At 44.6% G+C, this 23,164-nt stretch carries 17 protein-coding genes and 4 pseudogenes; 18 read left to right on the top strand and 3 right to left on the bottom strand.

The genetic code is table 11. The features are described from left to right. Nucleotides 1–55: 55 nt before the first annotated feature. Nucleotides 56–1,615, bottom strand: a complete 1,560-nt coding sequence (locus SU60_RS16040) for a SulP family inorganic anion transporter (protein WP_041156409.1) — start codon at nt 1,613–1,615, stop codon at nt 56–58. Between the two features lie 331 nt (nt 1,616–1,946). Further along, nucleotides 1,947–5,053 (bottom strand): annotated as a pseudogene (gene rne, locus SU60_RS16035) (ribonuclease E). 635 nt (nt 5,054–5,688) lie between these two features. On the opposite strand from rne, the gene rluC reads away from it, so the two are divergent. Then, entirely contained in the window at nt 5,689–6,633 is a 945-nt protein-coding gene (gene rluC, locus SU60_RS16030; RefSeq protein ID WP_041156408.1) for a 23S rRNA pseudouridine(955/2504/2580) synthase RluC, read from the top strand. A gap of 91 nt (nt 6,634–6,724) precedes the next feature. Here the strand turns inward: rluC and SU60_RS16025 are convergent, their stop codons facing one another. Then, complete coding sequence (locus tag SU60_RS16025; RefSeq protein WP_041156407.1) at nt 6,725–7,306, bottom strand: Maf family protein; 582 nt, start codon at nt 7,304–7,306, stop codon at nt 6,725–6,727. A gap of 149 nt (nt 7,307–7,455) precedes the next feature. On the opposite strand from SU60_RS16025, the gene yceD reads away from it, so the two are divergent. The 17 genes and pseudogenes from yceD to SU60_RS15935 all read left to right on the top strand — a co-directional run bounded on the left by yceD (nt 7,456) and on the right by SU60_RS15935 (nt 23,138). Beyond that, nucleotides 7,456–7,980, top strand: a complete 525-nt coding sequence (gene yceD / locus SU60_RS16020) for a 23S rRNA accumulation protein YceD (RefSeq protein WP_041156406.1) — start codon at nt 7,456–7,458, stop codon at nt 7,978–7,980. Nucleotides 7,981–8,039: 59 nt separating this feature from the next. Beyond that, nucleotides 8,040–8,210: a 50S ribosomal protein L32 gene (rpmF, locus tag SU60_RS16015; RefSeq protein WP_014232495.1), complete on the top strand. Its 171-nt coding sequence runs from the start codon at nt 8,040–8,042 to the stop codon at nt 8,208–8,210. Between the two features lie 10 nt (nt 8,211–8,220). Beyond that, nucleotides 8,221–9,245 (top strand): annotated as a pseudogene (plsX, locus tag SU60_RS16010) (phosphate acyltransferase PlsX). 5 nt (nt 9,246–9,250) lie between these two features. Next, a complete protein-coding gene (locus SU60_RS16005; protein WP_041156405.1) occupies nt 9,251–10,192 on the top strand; it encodes a beta-ketoacyl-ACP synthase III in 942 nt (313 codons plus the stop codon). Nucleotides 10,193–10,275: 83 nt separating this feature from the next. After that, nucleotides 10,276–11,198 (top strand): annotated as a pseudogene (gene fabD, locus SU60_RS16000) (ACP S-malonyltransferase). A 41-nt stretch (nt 11,199–11,239) separates the two neighbouring features. Next, a complete protein-coding gene (gene fabG, locus SU60_RS15995) occupies nt 11,240–11,974 on the top strand; it encodes a 3-oxoacyl-ACP reductase FabG (protein ID WP_041156445.1) in 735 nt (244 codons plus the stop codon). Nucleotides 11,975–12,220: 246 nt separating this feature from the next. Continuing rightward, complete coding sequence (gene acpP, locus SU60_RS15990; protein WP_004406112.1) at nt 12,221–12,454, top strand: acyl carrier protein; 234 nt, start codon at nt 12,221–12,223, stop codon at nt 12,452–12,454. A gap of 93 nt (nt 12,455–12,547) precedes the next feature. Beyond that, a complete protein-coding gene (gene fabF / locus SU60_RS15985) occupies nt 12,548–13,798 on the top strand; it encodes a beta-ketoacyl-ACP synthase II (protein ID WP_041156404.1) in 1,251 nt (416 codons plus the stop codon). A gap of 97 nt (nt 13,799–13,895) precedes the next feature. After that, nucleotides 13,896–14,710, top strand: a pseudogene (gene pabC, locus SU60_RS15975) (aminodeoxychorismate lyase). Next, nucleotides 14,707–15,723 (top strand): endolytic transglycosylase MltG, encoded by a 1,017-nt coding sequence (gene mltG, locus SU60_RS15970; protein WP_041156401.1) that lies wholly within the window; start codon nt 14,707–14,709, stop codon nt 15,721–15,723. Before pabC ends, mltG begins: the two are co-directional and overlap by 4 nt. Further along, a complete protein-coding gene (tmk, locus tag SU60_RS15965) occupies nt 15,720–16,352 on the top strand; it encodes a dTMP kinase (protein WP_041156400.1) in 633 nt (210 codons plus the stop codon). Before mltG ends, tmk begins: the two co-directional genes overlap by 4 nt. Before the next feature lie 53 nt (nt 16,353–16,405). After that, nucleotides 16,406–17,368, top strand: a complete 963-nt coding sequence (locus SU60_RS15960) for a DNA polymerase III subunit delta' (RefSeq protein WP_041156399.1) — start codon at nt 16,406–16,408, stop codon at nt 17,366–17,368. Then, a complete protein-coding gene (locus SU60_RS15955; RefSeq protein WP_041156398.1) occupies nt 17,359–18,126 on the top strand; it encodes a TatD family hydrolase in 768 nt (255 codons plus the stop codon). The genes SU60_RS15960 and SU60_RS15955 overlap by 10 nt, the downstream gene beginning before the upstream one ends. Nucleotides 18,127–18,571: 445 nt before the next feature. After that, nucleotides 18,572–20,188, top strand: coding sequence for a PTS transporter subunit EIIC (locus SU60_RS15950; RefSeq protein ID WP_041156397.1), 1,617 nt, complete (start codon nt 18,572–18,574; stop codon nt 20,186–20,188). After that, the gene (locus SU60_RS15945; RefSeq protein WP_041156396.1) at nt 20,188–20,637 is read left to right on the top strand and encodes an RDD family protein; all 450 of its coding nucleotides are present in this window, start codon (nt 20,188–20,190) and stop codon (nt 20,635–20,637) included. The genes SU60_RS15950 and SU60_RS15945 overlap by 1 nt, the downstream gene beginning before the upstream one ends. A 459-nt stretch (nt 20,638–21,096) precedes the next feature. Continuing rightward, nucleotides 21,097–22,527, top strand: coding sequence for a PTS glucose transporter subunit IIBC (gene ptsG / locus SU60_RS15940; protein ID WP_041156395.1), 1,431 nt, complete (start codon nt 21,097–21,099; stop codon nt 22,525–22,527). 203 nt (nt 22,528–22,730) lie between these two features. Then, on the top strand, nt 22,731–23,138 hold the full coding sequence (locus SU60_RS15935) for a hypothetical protein (protein ID WP_041156394.1): 408 nt from the start codon (nt 22,731–22,733) through the stop codon (nt 23,136–23,138). The last annotated feature ends 26 nt before the right edge of the window (nt 23,139–23,164 follow it).

Raw genomic sequence — 23,164 nt, 5'->3', positions numbered from 1 at the left:
TTTGTAAAACGAAAAAAGGGATGAGCTTTACTCATCCCTTTTTGTTTGCTGCGCTTTAACCCGCTAAAAGGTCTGTCGCTACTTTGTAACTTGGGTCTTCTTTTACATTGATTTCCACTAGGCTACCTGCTTTGTCTAGTACCTTGCGACAATCAGGGCTTAAATGGCGAAGGTGCAATGTCTTACCCTGGCTAGCATAGCGCTCTGCGAGCGTCTCAATGGCCTCAATAGCAGAGTGATCGGTAACGCGAGAGTCGGCAAAATCAACGATGATATCGTTGGGATCGTCTTGAGCATTAAATAACTCAAGGAAGCTTGCTGCGGAACCAAAGAAGATAGGACCGTGGATTTTATATTCCTTTGAACCCTCTTCATTAATACACGTATCGGCATAGATGTGTTTTGCATGTTGCCAAGCGAACATCAATGCAGAGGCAATCACGCCAACCGCGACCGCAATGGCTAAGTCAGTAAGAACAGTTACGACGGTTACAAGGACTATAACAAAAAAGTCTTGTTTTGGTACGCGGCGGGCAAGTTTGAAGGTTGCCCATTCAAAAGTGCCAATCACAACCATAAACATAACGCCAACCAGTGCCGCAAGCGGAATCATCTCAATCAAAGAGGATGCAAACAGAATGAACATCAGTAGAGCAACAGCGGCAACAATGCCGGACAGACGTCCACGGCCCCCGGAGTTCACGTTAATCATGGATTGACCAATCATTGCACAACCACCCATGGCACCAAACACTGAACACGTCATGTTGGCCATACCCTGACCAATACATTCACGGTTAGACTGACCACGACTGTTCGTCATCTCATCTAGCACTGTTAGAGTCAGTAGAGACTCGATCAAGCCAATAGCAGCGAGAATAATGGCATACGGAAGAATGATTTGTAGCGTTTCCAAGGTAAACGGAACCATCGGAATCGAGAAGGTTGGTAGTGAACCTGCCAAAGTCGCAGCCTCATCCCCAGACATGGTGCGCAGAAAATCCACAACAGTACGGGTTTCAAGGTCCAAGCCGATAACCAGTGCGGTAACGGTTACAATCGCGACAAGCGAAGACGGCACTGCTGTGGTGATTTTGGGTAAAAAGTGAATGATAGCCATCGTTAATGCCACCAGGCCAAGCATTAGCATCATCTGGTCTTGTGGTAACCATGTGAGCATTCCATTGAGGTCTGGTGCTTTAAACTGACCTAATTGAGCAAGGAAAATCACAATGGCTAAGCCGTTAACGAAGCCAATCATTACTGGGTGTGGAACAATTCTGATAAATTTCCCCAGCTTAAAAAGCCCCGCGCAGACTTGCAGAATGCCCGCCAGCATAATCGCTGCAAACAGGTACTGTACGCCATGCGTTGCGACCAGCGAGACCATGACTACAGCCATCGCGCCTGTCGCTCCCGAGATCATCCCAGGGCGTCCACCAAAGATTGAAGTCACGAGGCCGACGATAAACGCAGCGTATAGACCGACCATTGGATCTACGCCTGCAACGAAAGCAAATGCGACAGCCTCAGGGACTAACGCGAGAGCGACGGTTAAACCTGATAGCACATCGTTTTTTACTGAGTACTTAGAAAATTGCGGAAATTCGAACATGTTGGTTTTTAGTTCTCGTTGAGATGAGTTTATTCCGACACATATTCGTATTTGCTTTAGCCGCTGATAGCAAATGGATAGTCAATTCACACAGCGTAAACCGTAGTAGTAAAAGAGTCGCATTAGAATGGTGTCGAAAACTTGAGTCGGCGAATCCTATCAAAAAAGTGTGACTAAGTTCAAGAATGATACGGATATTGAACAACAAATGTGATCTACTATTGATATTTTAATGAGTATTTCTGCTTATGTGCTTTTATGAGCGATAAAAAAAGGCTGCCTATGAAGGCAGCCTTAGTTTTCTTCTGTAACTCAGTACAAATAGATCAACTTAGCTAAAGTTAGGCTTTGTCATTGCCGCTGAAGCGCTATTTTTAGCAACTTGACTACCTGCACCTTTCGGCTGGTAGCGATCGCGCTTAAGCGGCGCTGCAGTCACTTGTATTTCGCGTAGCTCTTGTGGACCAGGAGCTTTTGTCATCGGTGCGCTCGCTCTTGGTTTAGCCGTAACTTTGATAACCGTTGCTTTAGGCTCTGCGGTTGCAACTGGTGTAGCAGGTGCTTCAACTGCAGTCTCTTCTACAGCTTCTTCAACCGCATCAGTCACAGGTTTCTCTGCCACAGGCTTCTCTGTTTCTACAACCGTATCCGTTGCTTCAACAACAGGCGATTCCACTTTTGCTGCTTCAGAAGCGATAGATTCAACGGCAATAGATTCAGTTACTGTTGTCTCCGCAGTCTGAACAACAGGTGTGTCCACTTTGACTTCTACTGCTTCCTGTGCGACAGGTGTTTCTGCTACTTGTTGAACTTTTGGCTCAATAGTTGGAGCTTCAGCTGTTACAGGTTGTTCGCGACGTAGAATCACTTTACCCATGGCCATCTCAGGACACGCAAAGCCACCGTAAGTTACAGCCACTGCGGTTTCTTCCTTCACGGCTGCTTGTTTCTTAGGAGCAGCTTTAGGAATGTAGCGTGGCATCACTTTACCCATCGCCATTTCTGGAGAGGCAACCCCACCTTTGCGTAGACGGAATGGGTTAGGGCGACGATCACGGCCACGACGACGACGTTGACCACTAGCACGTAAATGACGAGGAGAACGACGGTTACGGCGTTGTTTCGACTCGGCTTGCTTGTTGTCTTGCTCTTGCTGACTGGTGCTGTCGTTTCTACTGGCGTTTGTTCTACTGCAACCTCAGCCGTTTCTGCCACTTTAATTGGCTCTTCAACTGGTGCCGTTGCTTGTTGCTGGTCTTTGACGCGAACCGATTTATTGATTTTACGACGTTGACGGCGCTCTTTCACTTTTTCCGTTTTCGCATTTGCCTTGGCTTTGTTGGCTTCAGGCTTCGCGTCTGGTTGAGTTTCAGTGCGAGCTTCTTCAGCAAGCTGTAGACCCTTTTCAACTACTTTTGTATTGGCTTTTTGCTCTTGAGCTTTGTCTGCTTGTTGAGCTTTTGGCTTACGTTTTTGATTACGGTTCTTTTGCTTGTTGGCAGTTTGCTGTTGAGTGTCGTTATTCTGCTCATTAGTTTGCTGCTCATCACGAGGTTTACGACGACGGCGATTATCACGATTGTCGCGTTGGTTATTGCGACGACGATCGTTGCGCTCGTTACGCTCACGTTTATTGCGCGTATTGTCGCGGTTATCCTGTGAATCTTGTTGTGGCTTCGATTCTTCTTGTGCAGTCTCTGAACCACCAAACAGGAAGCTTCCCAGCGCTTTAAATAAGCGACTGAATAATCCTGGTTGCTGTTCAACTGGTGCTGTTTCCTTCACTGCTTGAGGCTCTGGCTTAGCGACAGGTGCCGGTGCAGATTGTGATGGAGAAGCAAACCCTTTTAGCGCTGGTTCTTCAAGGCGTTTAGGTTTGATGTCGATTTCAACAGGCTCTTTACCTTCTGCTTCTTTCAATGCTTCCAGCTTTTTAGGAAGTAAGTAAGAAATGAGGTCGAATTCTTCCCCTTCACGAACACGAATAACTTCGAAATGCGGTGTTTCCATGTCTGAATTTGGAACAACCGTAATTTTCACTTCTTGGATACGTTCGATGTGATTAACAGAACGACGTTTTTCGTTCAGAAGGTAAGACGCAATTGGAACAGGAACGACTGCTAACACTTGTGCCGTATTGTCTTTCAATGCTTCTTCTTCGATTAGACGAAGCACTGATAACGCAAGAGATTCATTATCACGGACGACGCCTGTCCCACTACAACGTGGACAGATGTGGTGGCTCGCTTCTGCGAGAGAAGGGCTCAAACGTTGACGAGACATTTCGAGCAGACCAAAGCGAGAGATGCGACCAATTTGAACACGAGCGCGGTCTAGGCGAACGGCTTCACGTAGGCGGTTCTCAACTTCGCGCTGGTGGCGTACCGGTGTCATGTCGATAAAGTCAATAACAACCAGACCACCTAGATCACGAAGACGTAGCTGACGAGCAATCTCATCGGCTGCTTCTAGGTTGGTATTTAGGGCCGTTTCCTCGATATCGCCGCCTTTAGTTGCTCGGGCAGAGTTGATATCGATCGAAGTTAGGGCTTCTGTTGGGTCGATGACAATTGAGCCACCAGACGGCAAGCGAACTTCACGCTGGAAAGCTGACTCTATTTGACTCTCAATTTGGTAGTGGCTAAACAGAGGTACTTCGCCGTCGTATTTTTTAACTCGGTTCAGGAAATCTGGTCGTACCAACTGAATGTGCTCTTTCGCACGTTCATAAATAGTATTGCTATCAATCAGGATTTCGCCGATGTCACGTCTTAAATAATCGCGAATCGCTCGAACGATAACATTACTTTCTTGGTGGATTAAGAATGGAGCAGGATTAGCGTCTGCTGCACCTTTGATTGCGCCCCAATGGTTAAGTAAGACGTTAAGATCCCACTCTAGCTCTTCAGCACTTTTTCCGACACCTGCAGTACGAACGATTAGACCCATACCCTGTGGCAGTTCTAATGTACTTAAAGCAGCTTTCAGTTGAGTACGTTCGTCACCTTCGATTCGACGAGAAATACCGCCAGCTCGGGGGTTGTTAGGCATTAGTACGAGGTAACTACCTGCAAGAGAAATGAAAGTAGTCAGAGCTGCGCCCTTGCTACCACGTTCCTCTTTTTCAACCTGAACGATGACTTCCTGGCCTTCAGTTAGCACTTCCTTAATGCTAGGGCGACCTTGGTATGTGTATCCTTCAGGAAAATATTCGCGGGCGATTTCTTTTAGTGGGAGGAAACCGTGACGCTCAGCACCGTAATCAACAAATGCGGCTTCTAAGCTAGGTTCAATACGTGTGATACGTCCTTTATAGATATTTGCTTTTTTTGATTCATGTCCTGGACTCTCGATATCTAGATCGAAAAGTCGCTGGCCATCAACCAGTGCGACACGCAACTCTTCTTTTTGAGTTGCGTTAATTAACATTCTTTTCATTGAAAATTCTCGTTGTCTTTTCTTTTATCTTTCTTGTCGGCTTGCCACTGTTTTGTCGCTTTTTCACGGTGCCTGATCCCATGGCTTGTAGTTTGCAGCCTCCCGGCTGGAAGGGGATGCTCTAGGGCACTTCAGTTATTACAAATCTCTTTAGGTCTCTGTCGAAAACGTAGACTTGTAACCCGCTGTTGGGCGGTAGGTACTCAACGTGAATATGCGAGGAGTAGAGTGGCAAGAGTATTGAAATCAACGTGTCTTACGCCAATGCAGCACTTGATTATCAACAATCTACTCACATTGCTTGAGGAATTTTTATTGGTAATGAATGAAATGTAACCAACTCTTCCTTAGCAGCTGTGAACTATAGCAGTGCGCGTGGCTATCAGCAATCTGCTTTGAGTTAAACGATAGAAAAATTGGTGCTTAATTCAAATTTTCTATTTGATAACTGGCTGTTTCATAAGCAATTGAATCATGTAATTTGGATAAGATCGAAAAGAAACGGAGAACTTGATTGAGACTTTTAATAATTTAAACAAAAACTTGGCGATTTTTAGACTAGCTATACTGTCGACTGTTTGTTTTGCGACAAGAATAATGTGAAGTCGAACGGAATTGGGTTTACAATAGCGCCCATGAGCGAAATAAGAACACAAGTCCAGTTCGTCGATATCGACGAAGACATGGCCGGTCAACGCATTGATAATTTTTTGCGTAACCAATTAAAAGACATTCCCAAAAGCATGATTTATCGAATCGTGCGTAAGGGAGAAGTGCGCGTCAATAAAAAACGCATCAAAGCAGAATACAAACTCAAATCAGGTGATTTGGTTCGTATTCCTCCTGTAACGATAGAAAAGAAAGAAGACGACGTAGCACCAAGCACTAAGCTTAACCGCGTAGCAGAGTTAAAACATATGATCATCTATGAAGATGATCATATGTTAATTCTCAATAAGCCATCGGGTACGGCTGTTCATGGTGGCAGCGGCTTAAAATTTGGGGCAATAGAAGCGTTACGTGCATTGCGGCCTGAAGCTCGCTTCCTTGAGCTTGTTCACCGTATTGATAGAGACACCTCGGGAATTTTGCTGGTGGCGAAAAAACGTTCTGCTTTACGTCACTTGCAAGCTCAATTTCGAGCAAAGACGGTGAAGAAGTTTTACTTCGCTTTAGTCATGGGGCAATGGAAAAGCAGTTGTAAAGTCGTGAATGCCCCGCTGCTAAAAAATGAAGTAAATAGCATTGTACGGGTAAACCCAAACGGAAAACCGTCTGAAACGCGTTTTAAAGTACTCGAAAAATTTGAGCAGGCGACACTAATTCAAGCAAGCCCTATTACTGGCCGTACGCACCAAATACGAGTGCATACTCAGTATACAGGCCATCCAATTGCTTGGGATGACCGATATGGCGATCGTCGTTTTGATGCCTATACAGGACAGTTTGGTTTAGACCGACTTTTCCTCCATGCGGCGAATATCAAGTTCCAGCATCCTTCCAATGATGAGTGGATGGAAATTAACGCGAAGATGGAACCTAAGTTAGAAAAAATGCTGGCTGGTTTAAGAAAAGCTTAACGGTGTTTTTTCGCCTACGTTTCTGCCTAAAAGCAACTTCTAATCTAAAAAACACCTAAGGGAGCCATTGGCTCCCTCAATTTTATTTGGATTAAAGAACATCCAACCCTTGAACGCGCAACATGTCAATTAAGTCAATCAGTGGCAAACCTACAAGCGTGTTCGGATCTTTACCTAACAGTTGTGTAAATAAGCAAATTCCCATTCCTTCACTTTTAAAGCTGCCTGCACAGTAAAATGGCTCCTCTCTATCAACATAACGCTCAATCTGTTCACGAGTTAAATCGCGGAAGTGCACCTCGAAGGTATCATAAGCCGTTTCAGTGTGGCCTGTGTCGGTGTTGTGAACGGCAAGACCTGTGTAAAAAGTGATGACTTTGCCGCTTTGGTCAAGTAATTGTGTGATGGCGTTTTGTCGATTGAGTGGTTTACCGACGATATTGTTGTTAATCACACAAACTTGATCGCTACCGATGACTAAACTCGGTTGCTCAACACGACAGGAAGTGGCTTTATTCTTTGCTAGTCGCATGACGAGTTCTGTTGGTTTTTCGTGATCTAGAGGCGTTTCGTCACAATTCGGTGATAAACAAATAAATGGAATAGAAAGCTTTTCCAGCAGTTGTTTGCGAAAAGGGGAAGTTGAAGCTAAAACCAGTTGGTAATTTTTCATTTTGAATTACAATTCACAAGAGCATTTCCGATAGGATAAACGATCAAAAATGATTCTGGCTAATGCTCTGTATGATAAGCGCAAAAAAGAACAACTTTTTTGCCTTTTTCTTTGACTAATTTTGATTTGGAAGATAATATTCGCGCCCTATGCAAAAGGTAAAGATACCGCGAACGGTTGACCCGGCTAAAGCGGCACAAAAACGATTAGATTACGATGGCATTGTTCAGGCGAGTCTTTTCAAACGCTTAGCGAAAGCAACTGAAGGCGTAAAACGCGACGCAGAAGTCTCATTGTCATTTGAGATGGATGAACAGCGACTCGTTGTTATCTCTGGTAAAGCTAACATCGACGTCGATTTAGAATGTCAGCGTTGTAATGAGGTATTCACACACGCGTGTGAAGTTGAATTCCTTTACACTCCTTACTACGGTGAGAAGACGGAAGAGGAAGCACCAGACATTTATGATTTGGTAGATCTAAATGAATACGGTGAATTAGACCTTATACAACTGGTTGAAGATGAGTTCATCTTAGAATTGCCTCAAATAGCAATGCACGATGAAGCGGATTGTAGCGTTGATTCAAATAACATGGTTTTTGGTGAGCTTCCTGAAGAAATTGAGGAAAAGAAACCGAACCCATTCGACGTTTTGAAAAGTCTGAAAAAGTAAACGGTGTGGTAGCCATTTCTTATTCAGATTTTTAACCCAATAGTATAGGAGTAGGGTCAATGGCCGTACAAAAAAACCGTAAAACTCGTTCTAAGCGCGGTATGCGTCGTTCACACGATGCGCTAACTACAGCTGCACTATCTGTAGACGCGACTTCTGGTGAAACTCACCTACGTCACAACGTAACTGCTGAAGGTTACTACCGTGGCAAGAAGGTTATCAACAAGTAAGGTTGATCCTTTGCAAAGTATTACCGTTGCACTTGATGCAATGGGCGGGGATTTTGGTCCTCGCGTAACAGTGCCTGCCGCCGTGCAGGCACTGTCTCATTTCCCAGAGCTAAAAGTGATCCTTATTGGTGATCAATCTTTGATCACGTCTCAATTATCTCAATTAGGTGTTTCTACCGGTCCTCGTTTGGCTATTCTTCATAGCGAGAAAGTTATATCGAACTGCGAAAAACCGTCATTGGCATTGCGCAATAGCCGAGATAGCTCGATGCGTAAAGCGATTGAACTGGTTTTAGATCAGGAAGCGGACGCCTGCGTCAGCGGAGGCAATACCGGAGCCTTGATGGCGCTATCTCGTTTTGTTCTCAAATTACTTCCTGGAATTGAGCGTCCTGCGTTGGTATCGGCGTTGCTACGGTGAGTGGTCAACGTACTTGGATGCTGGATTTAGGTGCAAATGTATCTTGTGACGCAGACAGTCTGTTTCAGTTTGCAGTGATGGGCAGTGCGTTGGCTGAACAGCATTTAGGTCATCGGGCCCGGGTGGCAATTTTAAATATCGGTGCAGAAGAAATTAAAGGCAACGATTTAGTTAAACGTTGCGCAGAAATGCTTTCCCAAACTGATGCAATCCATTTTGTCGGTTATATTGAAGGTAATCAAATTTTGCATGATGTTGCTGACGTCATTGTTTGTGATGGCTTTGTCGGTAACGTATGCTTGAAAGCTAGTGAGGGAACTGCTCAACTTTTTATCGAAAAAATTAAAAGCAGTATGATGGCCTCTACGATAAAGGGTTGGATTGCTAGAAAGTTGTTTTCTCGGCTATTTACTGAACTAAAAACACTGAACCCCGACCAGTATAACGGCGCAAGTTTGCTAGGATTGCGCGGCATTGTCATAAAAAGCCATGGAAGTGCGGATGTATCTGCGATTGTCAATGCACTTGGCGAGGCAGTACATGAGGTCAAACGACAAGTACCAAGCCGTATTAGCGATCGTTTGGAAGCGGTTTTACTCGAGAGGCATTATTAGTCTTCATGTTTAGCAAAATTTTAGGTACTGGCAGCTACCTGCCATCTCAGGTGCGTACAAACGCAGACTTGGAGAAAATGGTAGATACTAGTGATGAGTGGATCGTTGCTCGCACGGGTATTAAAGAGCGTCGAATTTCTGCAGAAAATGAAACTGTAGCTGACATGGCATATTTGGCTGCTGAGCAAGCTATCGATATGGCGGGTATCGATAAAAATGATATCGACCTGATTATTGTCGCAACAACAAGTAGTAGCCATACTTTCCCTTCATCGGCTTGTCAGGTGCAAGGGAAGCTAGGCATTAAAGGATGCCCGGCGTTTGACATTGCCGCGGCTTGCTCTGGCTTTATTTACGGCCTTTCAGTCGCTGATCAACACATTAAATCAGGCATGTGTAAAAAGGTACTGGTTATTGGCTCCGATGCGTTGTCTAAGACTTGTGACCCGACAGATCGATCAACCATCATTTTGTTTGGCGATGGTGCGGGCGCCGTTGTTGTTGGTGCAAGTGAAGAGCCTGGTATCATTTCCACGCACATTTACGCTGACGGAAAATTTGGCGATCTATTGAGTTTAGAAGTGCCTCAGCGTGGTCAAGATGCGGATAAATGGCTGCATATGGCTGGTAACGAAGTGTTTAAAGTTGCGGTGACTCAGCTGTCTAAGTTAGTCAAAGATACGCTAGAAGCCAACAATATGCATAAATCTGAACTAGACTGGCTAGTGCCGCATCAAGCGAACTACCGGATCATTTCAGCGACCGCGAAAAAGCTTTCTATGTCACTGGATCAGGTTGTCGTCACACTAGACAAGCACGGCAATACGTCAGCCGCGACAGTACCTACTGCGCTGGATGAAGCGGTACGTGATGGTCGTATCAAGCGTGAACAAACGTTGCTGCTTGAAGCATTCGGTGGCGGATTCACTTGGGGTTCTGCCTGGTGAAGTTCTAGGTTTCACGAGAATTCAAAATTTAAGGTGCACTTGGTGCATCTTATTTCTTTTTACTTTGCTTAAAGGGATAAAACATGAGCAAGTTTGCTATCGTATTTCCAGGCCAAGGTTCTCAAGCTGTCGGTATGCTTGCAGATCTAGGCGAACAATATGACGTAGTAAAACAAACTTTTGCAGAAGCATCTGACGCACTAGGTTACGATCTTTGGGCGCTTGTTCAAAATGGGCCTGCTGAAGATCTAAATCAAACTTTCCGTACACAGCCAGCATTGTTAGCGTCGTCTGTGGCTATTTGGCGTGTATGGCAAGAACAAGGCCTTGAGCAGCCAGCTAACTTAGCGGGGCACAGTTTGGGTGAGTATTCAGCACTTGTTTGTGCAGGCGTTATCGATTTTAAAGAAGCATCAAGCTTGTTGAACTTCGTGGCCAATTGATGCAAGAAGCAGTACCAGCAGGCACGGGTGCAATGTACGCAATCATTGGTTTGGATGATGCGTCTATTGCAAAAGCATGTGAAGAAGCTGCGCAAGGTGAGGTTGTTTCTCCTGTCAATTTTAACTCTCCTGGACAAGTTGTTATCGCTGGTAGTAAAGATGCGGTAGAGAGAGCTGGTGCCTTGTGTAAAGAAGCTGGAGCCAAACGTGCGCTTCCTCTTCCTGTGTCAGTACCATCTCACTGCGCTCTAATGAAGCCAGCGGCAGAGAAGTTAGCCGTTGCGCTAGAGTCAGTCGAATTTAATCAACCGCAACTTCCTGTTATTAACAACGTTGATGTGGTAGCAGAAACTGACCCAGCTAAAATCAAAGACGCGCTTGTTCGTCAGTTACATAGCCCAGTACGCTGGACTGAAAGCGTTCAGCTAATGAGCGAGCAGGGCGTTGAAACTCTGCTTGAGCTTGGTCCTGGTAAAGTACTAACAGGTCTAACAAAACGTATCGTGAAAACGTTAAGTGCAGCAGCGGTCAACGATGTCGCGTCGTTAGAAGCAGCGAAATAATTTAGTGCTTACGCCACGATAAGAAAAGGAAACACAACATGATGAATCTAGAAGGTAAGGTCGCGCTGGTGACAGGCGCCAGTCGTGGTATTGGCCGCGCGATCGCAGAACTTCTTGTTGAGCGCGGTGCAACCGTTATTGGTACGGCAACATCTGAAGGCGGTGCAGCTGCAATCAGTGAGTATCTAGACGGTAACGGTAAAGGTCTTGCACTAAACGTAACAGATGTCGAGTCTATCGAAGCAACACTGAAAACGATCAATGAAGAGTTCGGTGTTATCGATATCCTCGTAAATAACGCGGGTATCACGCGTGATAATCTGTTAATGCGCATGAAAGATGATGAGTGGAATGACATCATCGATACGAATTTGACTCCGATTTACCGTATGTCGAAGGCGGTACTACGTGGCATGATGAAAAAACGTGCAGGTCGTATTATCAACGTCGGTTCGGTTGTCGGAACAATGGGCAATGCAGGTCAAGCTAACTACGCAGCAGCAAAAGCAGGTGTGATCGGTTTCACAAAATCGATGGCTCGTGAAGTTGCTTCTCGTGGTGTTACAGTGAACACTGTTGCTCCTGGTTTCATCGAAACAGACATGACTAAAGCATTAAATGACGACCAACGTGCTGCAACGTTGTCGAATGTACCAGCCGGTCGTTTGGGTGATCCACGTGAAATTGCATCAGCAGTTGTATTTCTTGCTTCACCTGAAGCAGCGTACATAACTGGTGAAACTTTGCATGTAAATGGTGGCATGTACATGGTTTAAAATGACAGTTTATGCAAAATAAGTTATTTTACATTTTTTAAAATAGCCTATAGTTGCTGGTAGCTGTTATAAGCTTGTCGTGCTTGTGCGCAAGATTTGTGCATGATTTAAGTCAAAAATGTATTGAAATTCGGTTAAATTCGCTAATTTTGTGGTTTGACCAGCAAGGACCCCCTTGCAACTTTCAATAGTTCGAATAAACTACGGAAACATCGCATTAGGCGAAATCTGTAAAGGAAAAGAAAAATGAGCAACATCGAAGAACGCGTAAAGAAAATCATTGTTGAACAGCTAGGTGTAGACGAAGCAGAAGTTAAAAACGAAGCTTCTTTCGTTGACGATCTAGGTGCTGATTCTCTAGACACTGTAGAACTAGTTATGGCTCTAGAAGAGGAATTCGACACTGAGATTCCTGATGAAGAAGCTGAGAAGATCACTACTGTTCAAGCTGCAATCGACTACGTAAACAGCGCTCAGTAATTATCTCTTCCAGGCGGTCTCCTAGACCGCCTGAGTTTTTTCTAACTTCTTCTATCCTCTCACAATAGAATTTAATTCCCGGAGAATTATATCGTGTCCAAGCATCGTGTAGTTGTCACTGGCATGGGTATGTTGTCACCGGTAGGCAACACAGTCGAATCATCTTGGAAAGCCCTGCTAGAAGGTCAAAGCGGTATCGTGGATATCGATCATTTCGATACTACGAATTTCTCGACTCGTTTCGCAGGTCTTGTTAAAGATTTCGATTGCACAGAGTACATGTCTAAAAAAGATGCACGTAAAATGGATTTGTTTATCCAGTACGGCATCGCAGCGGGTATCCAAGCTCTAGATAACTCTGGCTTACAAATTACCGAAGAAAACGCGGCTCGAGTTGGTGTTGCAATCGGCTCAGGTATTGGTGGCCTAGAACTTATCGAATCAGGTCACACCGCGTTAGTTGAAAAAGGCCCTCGCAAAGTCAGTCCATTTTTTGTTCCATCAACCATCGTTAATATGGTTGCAGGAAACCTATCTATCATGCGTGGCCTTCGTGGTCCAAACATTGCGATTTCTACCGCATGTACGACAGGTCTGCATAACATCGGCCATGCTGCTCGCATGATTGCCTATGGAGATGCGGATGCAATGGTTGCAGGTGGTGCTGAGAAAGCGTCCACACCTTTAGGTATGGCAGGCTTTGGTGCTGCTAAAGCGCTATCGACCCGTAATGATGAACCTCAAAAAGCCTCACGTCCTTGGGATAAAGGCCGCGATGGTTTCGTTCTCGGTGATGGTGCAGGCGTCGTTGTACTGGAGTCGTATGAACATGCAAAAGCTCGCGGTGCGACGATTTACGCTGAACTTGTAGGCTTTGGTATGTCTGGTGATGCTTACCACATGACTTCTCCTAGTGAAGATGGTTCAGGTGGTGCACTAGCGATGGAAGCGGCAATGCGTGATGCCAACATCACAGGTACACAAGTGGGTTACGTTAACGCACATGGTACGTCGACTCCAGCTGGTGATGTTGCAGAGATCAAGGGTGTGAAACGTGCTCTTGGTGAAGAAGGCGCGAAACAAGTTCTTGTATCTTCAACAAAGTCTATGACTGGCCACCTACTTGGTGCTGCTGGCTCAGTTGAAGCGATCATCACAATTATGTCGTTGGTTGATCAAATTGTTCCGCCAACAATTAACCTTGATGATCCAGAAGAAGGTCTAGATATCGACTTAGTTCCACACACTGCGCGTAAGGTAGATGGTATGGAGTATGCCATCTGTAACTCGTTTGGTTTTGGTGGTACGAACGGTTCTTTAGTCTTTAAAAAGTTCGCAGAATAGTCCTTATTTGGACTGTCAGAACTTGTAATCTAACGGCTCGATGCTTAGCATTGAGCCGTTTTGTTTTATTTGATATCTGCGAATTAAAGGTAGCTGAATGTTTTGGGTAAATGGTGTTCCGCAGTCTCATGTTTCCTTGGATGACCGTTCCTTTCAGTATGGAGACGGTTGTTTTACCACTATTCTCACCAAGGAAGGAGAACTGCTTTATTGGCAAGCGCATGTTGAGCGCTTGATGCTTGTTTGAAAGCATTAATGATACCTTCTCCCGATTGGTCTCTTGTCTTAGAGTGGGCGAATCAAGCTGCAATGGCAGACGAGTACGCAGGCGTTAAAATCCATGTTAGCCGCGGTCATGGTGGAAGAGGGTATAGCCCAGCAGGGATTGACAAACCGACCGTGACTATCTCAAATTTCTCCTATCCGAGTCATTATCCTGCTTGGCGTAAACAAGGTGTAGACCTTGGCTTATGTGAAACCCGTTTAGGAATTCAGCCGCTTCTTGCCGGACACAAGCATAACAATCGACTTGAGCAAGTGCTTGCCAAAGCAGAACTTGAAAATACCGAATTTGCGGACGCTGTGACCTTAAATGTGCAAAACCATGTCATTGAAACTACAATGGCCAACCTTTTTTGGGTTAAAGATCATAAGGTTTTCACGCCCGAATTAACCATGTCCGGTGTCGCGGGCGTCATGCGCCGTAAGGTGTTAGAGCTGCTCGCTACCGAAAAGACGTACGTGAACATAGGCAACTATCTTTTGGAAGACCTGCTTGATGCTGATGAAGCGTTCATGTGTAACTCACTACTCGGTATTGCTCCTATCAGGAGTATTACTATTTCCAATAAAAAAATGCTTTTTCCACAAGGGAAACTGACTCAACGACTGCAAGGGAATTTAACTAAGTGATTAAAAAACTATTGGCTTTTATTGTGCTAATTGCTTTGCTTGGCGCTGCAGGTGTTTATTACGTCGTTTCGCAGACAAAACACTATATCAATCAGCCAATCCAAATTGACCAACCTCAGTTATTTACGGTTAAAAGCGGTGCTAGCTTTAACCAAGTAATACGCCAGTTGATTGAAGAGCAGGTTATCGAGGCTTCAGATTACACGCGAGTGATCCCCCGTCTCTATCCTGAACTAGTACAAGTGCGTGCTGGTACTTACCAGCTAGACACGAAGATGTCGTTCTACCAAGCCTTAGAGCACCTCAATAGTGGCAAAGAACATCAGTTTGCTATAACGTTTGTTGAAGGTAGTCGTTTCTCTGAGTGGATCGATTTATTGAAAGACGCTCCCTATATTGAGCACGATCTCAGTGACTTGCCAGAAAAGGATATGGCAGCCAAGCTAGGTATTCAACGTGATAAGTTAGAAGGGCTCTTTTTAGCTGAAACTTATCATTACACGGCAGGTGCTAGTGAAAGCCAGTTACTTAAGCGTGCCCACCATGAGTTAAACACCATTTTAGATAGTCGCTGGGAGTCACGCCAAGCTGATTTACCACTTAAGAACAAATACGAAGCATTAATCCTTGCTTCTATTATTGAAAAAGAAACCGCTATTGACTCAGAGCGTGAACGTGTCGCTTCTGTGTTTGTGAATCGATTAAACCGTCATATGCGCTTGCAAACCGACCCAACGGTGATTTATGGCATGGGTGATGACTATGATGGAAATATCCGTAAAAAGGATTTAAGGACATCGACCCCTTACAATACCTACGTCATTGATGGACTGCCGCCAACCCCTATCGCTATGGCGGGAGAAGCCTCTATTAAAGCTGCGCTCAATCCAGAAAGCAGTGGTTATTTATATTTTGTCGCAAGTGGAAAAGGCGGGCATGTCTTTTCTAAATCGCTTGCCGAGCACAACCGCGCAGTGCGTGCCTATTTACGAGAATTAAGAAAGAACAGATGATGAAAGCAAACTTTATTGTTGTGGAAGGCCTTGAAGGCGCAGGTAAAAGCACGGCGATCCAAACGGTATTAGACACGCTCAAACAAGCGGGTATTCAGGACATCGTGAATACACGTGAACCCGGTGGAACCCCACTGGCTGAAAAAATGCGTGCGTTGGTGAAAGAAGAGCATGAAGGGGAGGAGTTGAAAGACATGACAGAACTACTTCTCCTCTATGCTGCGCGAGTACAACTGGTAGAAAACGTAATTAAACCAGCGTTGGCAAACGGACAGTGGGTGGTTGGTGATCGTCATGATCTGTCTTCTCAAGCTTATCAAGGCGGTGGACGTCAAATAGACGCCACATTAATGAAGAACTTGCGTGATACCACATTGGGTGACTTTAAGCCTGCATTTACGTTGTATATGGATATTGATCCGCGCATCGGCCTAGAAAGAGCGAGAGGTCGGGGTGAGTTAGACCGAATCGAAAAGATGGATATTAGCTTTTTTGAACGTACTCGTGAACGATATTTAGACATAGCACATAGCGATCCTTCTATCGTGGTGATCAATGCAGCGCAGCCCATTGATGAGGTGTCTCGCGATATTCGTGCTGCGTTGAACGATTGGTTGTCCAAACAGTAAGTGAATGTGAGTAACATGAACGTGAATACGCTAAATGTAAGTTTAGGTGAAGCATGCTAGATGATTTACCGTGGCTAAAACCCGTTTGGGAGAATCTCAAAGCTGGCTTAGAGGCTGATCGGATACCCGGTGCGTTACTGTTACAAAGTGAGGCAGGGCTGGCCGTTGGTGCATTAGTCGAACGGTTTTGCCATGCATTATTGTGCCAAAATTACCCAAGTGAAGCGTGTGGCTTTTGTCACAGCTGTCAGTTGGTTCACTCGAACAGTCATCCAGATTTTCACCGAATCACACCAGAGAAAGAAGGTAAAGCGATAACTGTCGAACAGATTCGAACTTGTAGTCGACTTGCGCAAGAGTCTTCCCAATTAAATGGTTATCGGATCTTTGTTATTGAACCAGCAGACGCGATGAATGAATCTGCTTCGAATGCATTATTGAAAACGTTGGAAGAACCGGGTTCGAAATGCGTGTTTTTACTGGTTACCGCTAATCCAGAGCATTTACTTCCTACTATACGCAGTCGGTGTCAATTGTGGGCAGTAACATCACCTTCAACTGAGCAGGCGATGCAATGGCTACATGAAAATGGAATGTCGCAGGTTCCAGCATATGCATTGAAGCTGAGTATGGGGTCGCCGATCAACACGTTAGCGGCGCTAAAGTCAGGTGAACTAGACGAGTATTTAGCTTTTGAACGCAGTTTGATCGATGCTCTATCTTCACCGTCCGGTGATGTATCTCAATGTGCGTCTTGGATAGCAAAAAATGCAGATAAAGCGATCGACTGGGCTTGGTTGCTGCTAACGGATGCGCAAAAAGCACTATTTGGTGTATCCGAAACCGATATGTTGCCCGGAGCGAGAACCTTTAAGCCCAATCATTACAATGGGCTATATGTATCAGCGAAAAAACTGATACAACTCAAGGCTCAGGTGCAATCCTTCCCAGGGTTGAACGTTGAGCTATTATCAATGAACTGGTTAATTGAATCACGAGAGGCATTATGTTCGTAGATTCGCATTGTCATCTAGACAAACTGAATTACGATGAACTTCACACGAGTGTGGAAGATGTTATTAATAAAGCAAAGCAGGCCAATGTCAATGAACTGCTTTCTGTTGGGGTAACACTAGACTCATTTCCAAACATGTTAGAGATGATCGAGCCGTACGACAATGTACATGCTTCATGTGGTGTGCACCCGTTGGATGTGGAAAGTGATTTCTCATTGGAAACTTTGCATCAGTATGCATCACATAAAAAAGTGATCGCTATTGGCGAAACAGGACTCGATTATCATTACCAACCCAATACGGCTGCGCTGCAAAGAGAGCGTTTTGAACAGCACGTCGAGCTTGCTGTAGACCTAAATAAGCCGTTGATTATTCATACTCGAAACGCTCGTGAAGATACGTTAAATATCTTACGGAATGGGGGAGCGGAGAGATGCGGTGGCGTGATCCATTGCTTTACAGAGGACGCTGCATTTGCCGAAGCCGCGCTTGAGCTCGGTTTTTATATTTCAATTTCAGGTATTGTCACTTTCCGTCAGGCTACAGAACTGAAAGAAGTCGTCAAAAATCTTCCTTTAGAAAGGTTACTTATTGAAACCGATTCTCCGTATTTGGCACCTGTTCCTCATCGAGGTAAAGAAAATCAACCCGCTTATGTTGTTGAGGTTGCAGCCTATATTGCCCAACTAAAGGCATGTGCGTTATCTGATGTCGCACAAAAAACCAGCCAAAACTTCCGCGATCTTTTTTATCGATAGAAATCAAGTTTTGAGCAAAAAAGGGGGGTCATACCCCCTTTTATTTGGTTTTCTCGCTTGTTTCGCCACATTGGTTAGCTGTTAACTAATTCTGTTGGTTTTTTGCGGTCAAATTTATCGTTATTTATTTTGTGATAAAAAGTAACAATGAGATCGGTTTTGTTTACTCGTATAAAAACACCTTGTATTTAATTTTATTATTAAATAACAACAAGATATGCGGTATGTAATGGATTTCTTTCTGGGTTTTGGATTGTGATCTGTCTATTACTTTGAAACTAAACTTGATCCATAACTAGAAACCGCTCCCAGCAACGCGATATATTTAGAGCTGGAAAATATATAGCAGATGCTCTTATATCTTCTATGGAGACTAGCATTTAGGCTTACGGGGGTGTGCCGCTAGTGTTCTAACATTCTAAAAATTTTATCAGGAGCAAAACTAATGAAAGGTTTCTTTAGTAAACTTTCACAGTCCATCATGCTGCCAATCGCATTGCTTCCAGCTGCGGGTATTATGTTGGGTATCGGGGGTAGTTTTACTAACCCTACTATGATCGAAGCGTACCACATTGGTATGCTACAAGACGGCAGCTTGCTTAATAGCTTCCTTCAAGTAATGACAGCTGCGGGTGGTATCGTTTTTGCCAACCTACCTGTTATGTTTGCATTAGCAATTGCCGTGGGTTTCGCGCGTGCTGAAAAGGGTGCTGCTGCACTTGCTGCGCTTATCTCATACTTGGTGATGAACGTTGCGATTGCGAAAACGCTGGTCGTAGCAAACATGATCAATGCTGACGCGAACACCGTTATCCTTATGGGTAGCGAGTACGCGGGTGTGCTAGCGGATACACTAGGCATCGCTAATACATTAAGTATGGGTGTATTTGGTGGCTTGATCGCGGGTGCAATTACGGTTGTTCTTCACAACAAATACCACGATGCAAAACTGCCTGATTACCTAGGCTTCTTCGGTGGTGCTCGTTTTGTGCCAATCATCAGTGCGTTCGCTGCGCTATTCTACGGTATTGTGCTGACGTTTATCTGGCCATTCTTTGGTGCTGCTTTCGGTGCGATCGGCGCAGCTCTTGGTGATTTGACAGCATCTGGTAACGGTTACGTTGCATCGTTCATCTTCGGTGTTATTGAGCGTTCTCTAATCCCAGTGGGTCTGCACCACGTATTCTACCTACCACTGTGGCAAACCGAAATCGGTGCGACTGCAGAAGTGGCAGGTGAAGTGATCAAAGGTACACAAAACGTATTCTTCGCATCTCTAGCATCAGGCGATTTCTCTCAGTTTACTTCTACTAACTTTATGACTGGTAAATTCCCATTCATGATGTTTGGTCTACCAGCAGCAGCATACGCAATGTACTCCCTAGCTGATGCTGAGAATAAGAAAGCGGCTGGTGGTCTATTGTTCTCTGTAGCGCTTACAGCGTTCCTAACCGGTATTACTGAGCCAATTGAATTTACGTTCCTATTCTTGTCTCCAGCGCTTTACTACGCAATTCACGTTCCGCTAGCGGGTATCTCATTCCTGCTAATGGATATGCTGAATGTTAAAGTTGGTATGACATTTAGTGGTGGTTTCATTGACTTCTCACTATTCGGTGTACTTCCTGGCGTAACGGGTGTTGAAAACAACTGGTACTACATCCCTCTAGTTGGTATCGCGTACGCGTTTATTTACTTCTTTGTTTTCCGTTGGTTTATCGTTAAATTCGACGTTAAAACTCCTGGTCGTAAAGGTAGTGCAGTAGCCGTTGTTTCTAAGAAAGATTACCATGCAGCGAAAAGCGGCGCGGGCGACAACCAAAAAGCGAAAGACATGATTGAGGCACTTGGTGGTGCTGATAACATCGTTGACGTTGATGCTTGTATTACTCGTCTACGTATCACTGTTAAAGATGGTTCTAAAGTGAAAGGTAACGATTACTGGACACAAGAGCTTGGTGCTCGCGGACTAGTAAAAGTTGGTGACACTGGTATTCAGGCTATTTACGGTGCTGAAGCAGCTGGTTTCAAAGCTCAAATCAACTCAATACTTGGTAAATAATGAGTATTGGTGACAAATTTCGAAGAACAGGCGCATTTGTTATCGACCTGATGATCGCAAAAATGTTTACTCAGGTTGTTCTGACTGTTCTTGCTTTGCTGATATCGAGTATATGGAGTACTGGGTTAGAGGGGTTCTCATTGAATGATGATATCGCTTTACCAATTTTACTTGCTCTCGTACTTGGGATGTTATTGGTCTTTATTGGGGTGTACTTAGGTTATTGTGCAATCTGCTTTAAATTGCTAGGTAAGTCTTTAGGTAAGTACCTGTTACAGGTCAATAGCTCTAACAATGAAGTGCATCGTAATTTGTCCGCTTATTTATCTCGAGAAAGAGAGAAAATGGTTTATGTGCTCGCGACGTTAGGACTTTATGCTGCCTATTCTGCAATACAGTTTTATATGTATGACAGAGAGCCATTGCATGAAATCCACTCTCGTCAGTGACCATCTAACCAAATAAGCAAGCCGTTAATTTTAAGCCCGCTTTATACAGCGGGCTTAATTATTTGTGGCACGTCAAACCCTCATATAGTGCACTGTCCGGTACACGTAAACTTTCCTGTTCTATACTTCTAGCACTGACACTGACTGCAATAGACAATCACTTGCATTTTTGAGTGTAATGGATAAGTCGAGGTGTGTTTGTAATAGTTACCTGTATGATGTTTTGCCAATTTATGCTCAAGTCACTTGAGTAGAACAAGCAGTTAAATGCTGCATATTTTTATTATTCGTGATCTGCACCGAATTATTGTCTTCGAAATTTGAAGGTAATCAATAATATATTTCGAGGCATAAAATATACTTTCGCCTAGGTCGCGACCTAAACTGAGTTCTAACATACAGGCTGCGGGGGTAAGCCGTTAGACTCAAATAATATTCATAATTATCAGGAGCTTGAACATGTTGAAAAATGCTTTTGCTAACCTGCAAAAGGTCGGTAAATCTCTGATGCTGCCAGTGTCAGTATTACCGGTTGCAGGTATTCTATTAGGTGTTGGTGCTGCCCACCTTAGTTTTATCCCAGATATTGTTTCCGATTTAATGGAGCAAGCTGGGGGATCAGTATTTGGTCAAATGGCGCTACTCTTTGCTGTAGGTGTTGCGCTTGGTTTTACGAACAACGATGGTGTTGCGGGTCTTGCAGCGATCGTCGGTTACGGCATTATGACGGCAACGTTAGGTGTTTTGGCTGGCATTATGGGCGTTGAGAAAATCGATACGGGGGTTTTAGGTGGGATCCTATCCGGTGGTTTAGCTGCTTGGGCATTTAATCGTTTCTTCAAGATTCAACTCCCAGAATATCTAGGTTTCTTTGCCGGTAAACGAGCTGTGCCAATCATCACAGGTTTTGGTGCCATTATTCTTGGTGTTGTCCTTTCTGTTATTTGGCCTCCAATCGGCAGTGGTATTTCTGCATTCTCGGATTGGGCGGCTCACCAAAACCCGCAAGTCGCCTTTGGTATCTACGGTATCGTGGAACGTTCTCTTATCCCATTTGGTTTGCATCACGTTTGGAACGTCCCATTCTTCTTCGAAGCCGGTACTTGTGTTAACGCTGCTGGTCAAACCCAGCATGGTGTTCTAACTTGTTACCTCGTTGCTGATGAAGCTTCTCGCGTTGCTGGCAATGGCTTTGGTCAGTTGGCGGGTGGTTATATGTTCAAGATGTTTGGTCTACCAGCTGCTGCGATTGCAATTGCTCACTGTGCGAAACCAGAGAACCGTGCAAAAGTTCTGGGTATTATGGTATCGGCAGCATTGACTTCATTTCTAACTGGTATTACTGAGCCGATTGAGTTCTCATTCCTGTTTGTTGCGCCATTGCTTTACGGTATCCATGCATTACTGGCGGGGTCTGCATACGTTGTATCAAACACACTTGGTTTTGTGCATGGTACGTCGTTCTCTCATGGCTTAATCGACTTTCTTGTTCTATCTGGCAACGCTCACAAAATGCTGCTCATGGTTGGTGTTGGTATTGTTTACGCTATCATTTACTACGTAGTATTCCGTACGGTCATCACCGCACTTGATCTCAAAACGCCTGGTCGTGAAGACGAGACTGAGCAAGTAACGTCATCTTCTGGTTCTGATATGGGCGGTGATTTAGTGGCTGCATTTGGTGGCAAAGCGAACATTACCGGTTTAGATGCGTGTATCACTCGCCTCCGTGTCGCAGTTGCAGACACAGCACAGGTTGATCAAGACAAGTTGAAGCAGCTAGGCGCGGCAGGTGTTGTTGTTGTTGCTGGCGGCGTTCAGGCTATCTTTGGCACCAAGTCTGATAACCTTAAAACTGAAATGGATGAGTGGATTCGTAATCACGGTTAATCACAGACATTCATACATAACGCAAGGAGGCTTCGGCCTCCTTTATTGTTTTATGAAACACCGGATTCTCTCACAGTCTGATACGTGATCTTTAGCGCAAGTTATATTTCTAAACTAGACTCTTACCCATTGTTGACACACAAAAATACGGTAATGATTGAATTATCACTGATGGTGTATTTAAACAAAGTTAGTAGAGAGATATGAATAAGAAATTAATGGTAGTAATAGCAGCTGGTTTAATGTCTGGTTCAGTGATGGCAGCAAACGGGTCGTCGGATTTAGCCGTCGGTATGGCAGTTGATCAACAACTAAGCGTGGTGGTTGAAATTGATAATACTTACCGAGGTATTATCGGAAACGACGGTTTAGCGTTTGATTATATTGCTAAACGTGGCGCTTTTAATCAAAGTGCCCCAGTGACGTGGTATGTTGGTGCTGGTGGTTGGTACGAATGGGATGACGAATTTGGATTACGTGTGCCACTTGGAATTAACTGGGACTTTTACCAAGGGTGGGATTTGTATGCACAGCTGCATCCTGAACTTGATCTGTACAAAGGTGTCGACTTGCAGATTGGTGGTGCAGTGGGTGTGAAGTACAGTTTCTGATTTAATTTTCCCCTAATACCCTCAAA

It is taken from the genome of Vibrio mytili (assembly GCF_000830505.1).
Taxonomy (GTDB): Bacteria; Pseudomonadota; Gammaproteobacteria; order Enterobacterales; family Vibrionaceae; genus Vibrio; species Vibrio mytili.
This window is presented reverse-complemented; position numbering and strand designations above follow the sequence as displayed.

Bases quoted from the DNA above. Each gene is read 5' to 3' on its own strand.
- SU60_RS16040 (WP_041156409.1), bottom strand. From the start codon at position 1,615: ATGTTCGAATTTCCGCAATTTTCTAAGTACTCAGTAAAAAACGATGTG.
- rluC (WP_041156408.1), top strand. From the start codon at position 5,689: ATGAGCGAAATAAGAACACAAGTCCAGTTCGTCGATATCGACGAAGAC.
- SU60_RS16025 (WP_041156407.1), bottom strand. From the start codon at position 7,306: ATGAAAAATTACCAACTGGTTTTAGCTTCAACTTCCCCTTTTCGCAAA.
- yceD (WP_041156406.1), top strand. From the start codon at position 7,456: ATGCAAAAGGTAAAGATACCGCGAACGGTTGACCCGGCTAAAGCGGCA.
- rpmF (WP_014232495.1), top strand. From the start codon at position 8,040: ATGGCCGTACAAAAAAACCGTAAAACTCGTTCTAAGCGCGGTATGCGT.
- SU60_RS16005 (WP_041156405.1), top strand. From the start codon at position 9,251: ATGTTTAGCAAAATTTTAGGTACTGGCAGCTACCTGCCATCTCAGGTG.
- fabG (WP_041156445.1), top strand. From the start codon at position 11,240: ATGAATCTAGAAGGTAAGGTCGCGCTGGTGACAGGCGCCAGTCGTGGT.
- acpP (WP_004406112.1), top strand. From the start codon at position 12,221: ATGAGCAACATCGAAGAACGCGTAAAGAAAATCATTGTTGAACAGCTA.
- tmk (WP_041156400.1), top strand. From the start codon at position 15,720: ATGATGAAAGCAAACTTTATTGTTGTGGAAGGCCTTGAAGGCGCAGGT.
- SU60_RS15960 (WP_041156399.1), top strand. From the start codon at position 16,406: ATGCTAGATGATTTACCGTGGCTAAAACCCGTTTGGGAGAATCTCAAA.
- SU60_RS15955 (WP_041156398.1), top strand. From the start codon at position 17,359: ATGTTCGTAGATTCGCATTGTCATCTAGACAAACTGAATTACGATGAA.
- SU60_RS15950 (WP_041156397.1), top strand. From the start codon at position 18,572: ATGAAAGGTTTCTTTAGTAAACTTTCACAGTCCATCATGCTGCCAATC.
- SU60_RS15945 (WP_041156396.1), top strand. From the start codon at position 20,188: ATGAGTATTGGTGACAAATTTCGAAGAACAGGCGCATTTGTTATCGAC.
- ptsG (WP_041156395.1), top strand. From the start codon at position 21,097: ATGTTGAAAAATGCTTTTGCTAACCTGCAAAAGGTCGGTAAATCTCTG.
- SU60_RS15935 (WP_041156394.1), top strand. From the start codon at position 22,731: ATGAATAAGAAATTAATGGTAGTAATAGCAGCTGGTTTAATGTCTGGT.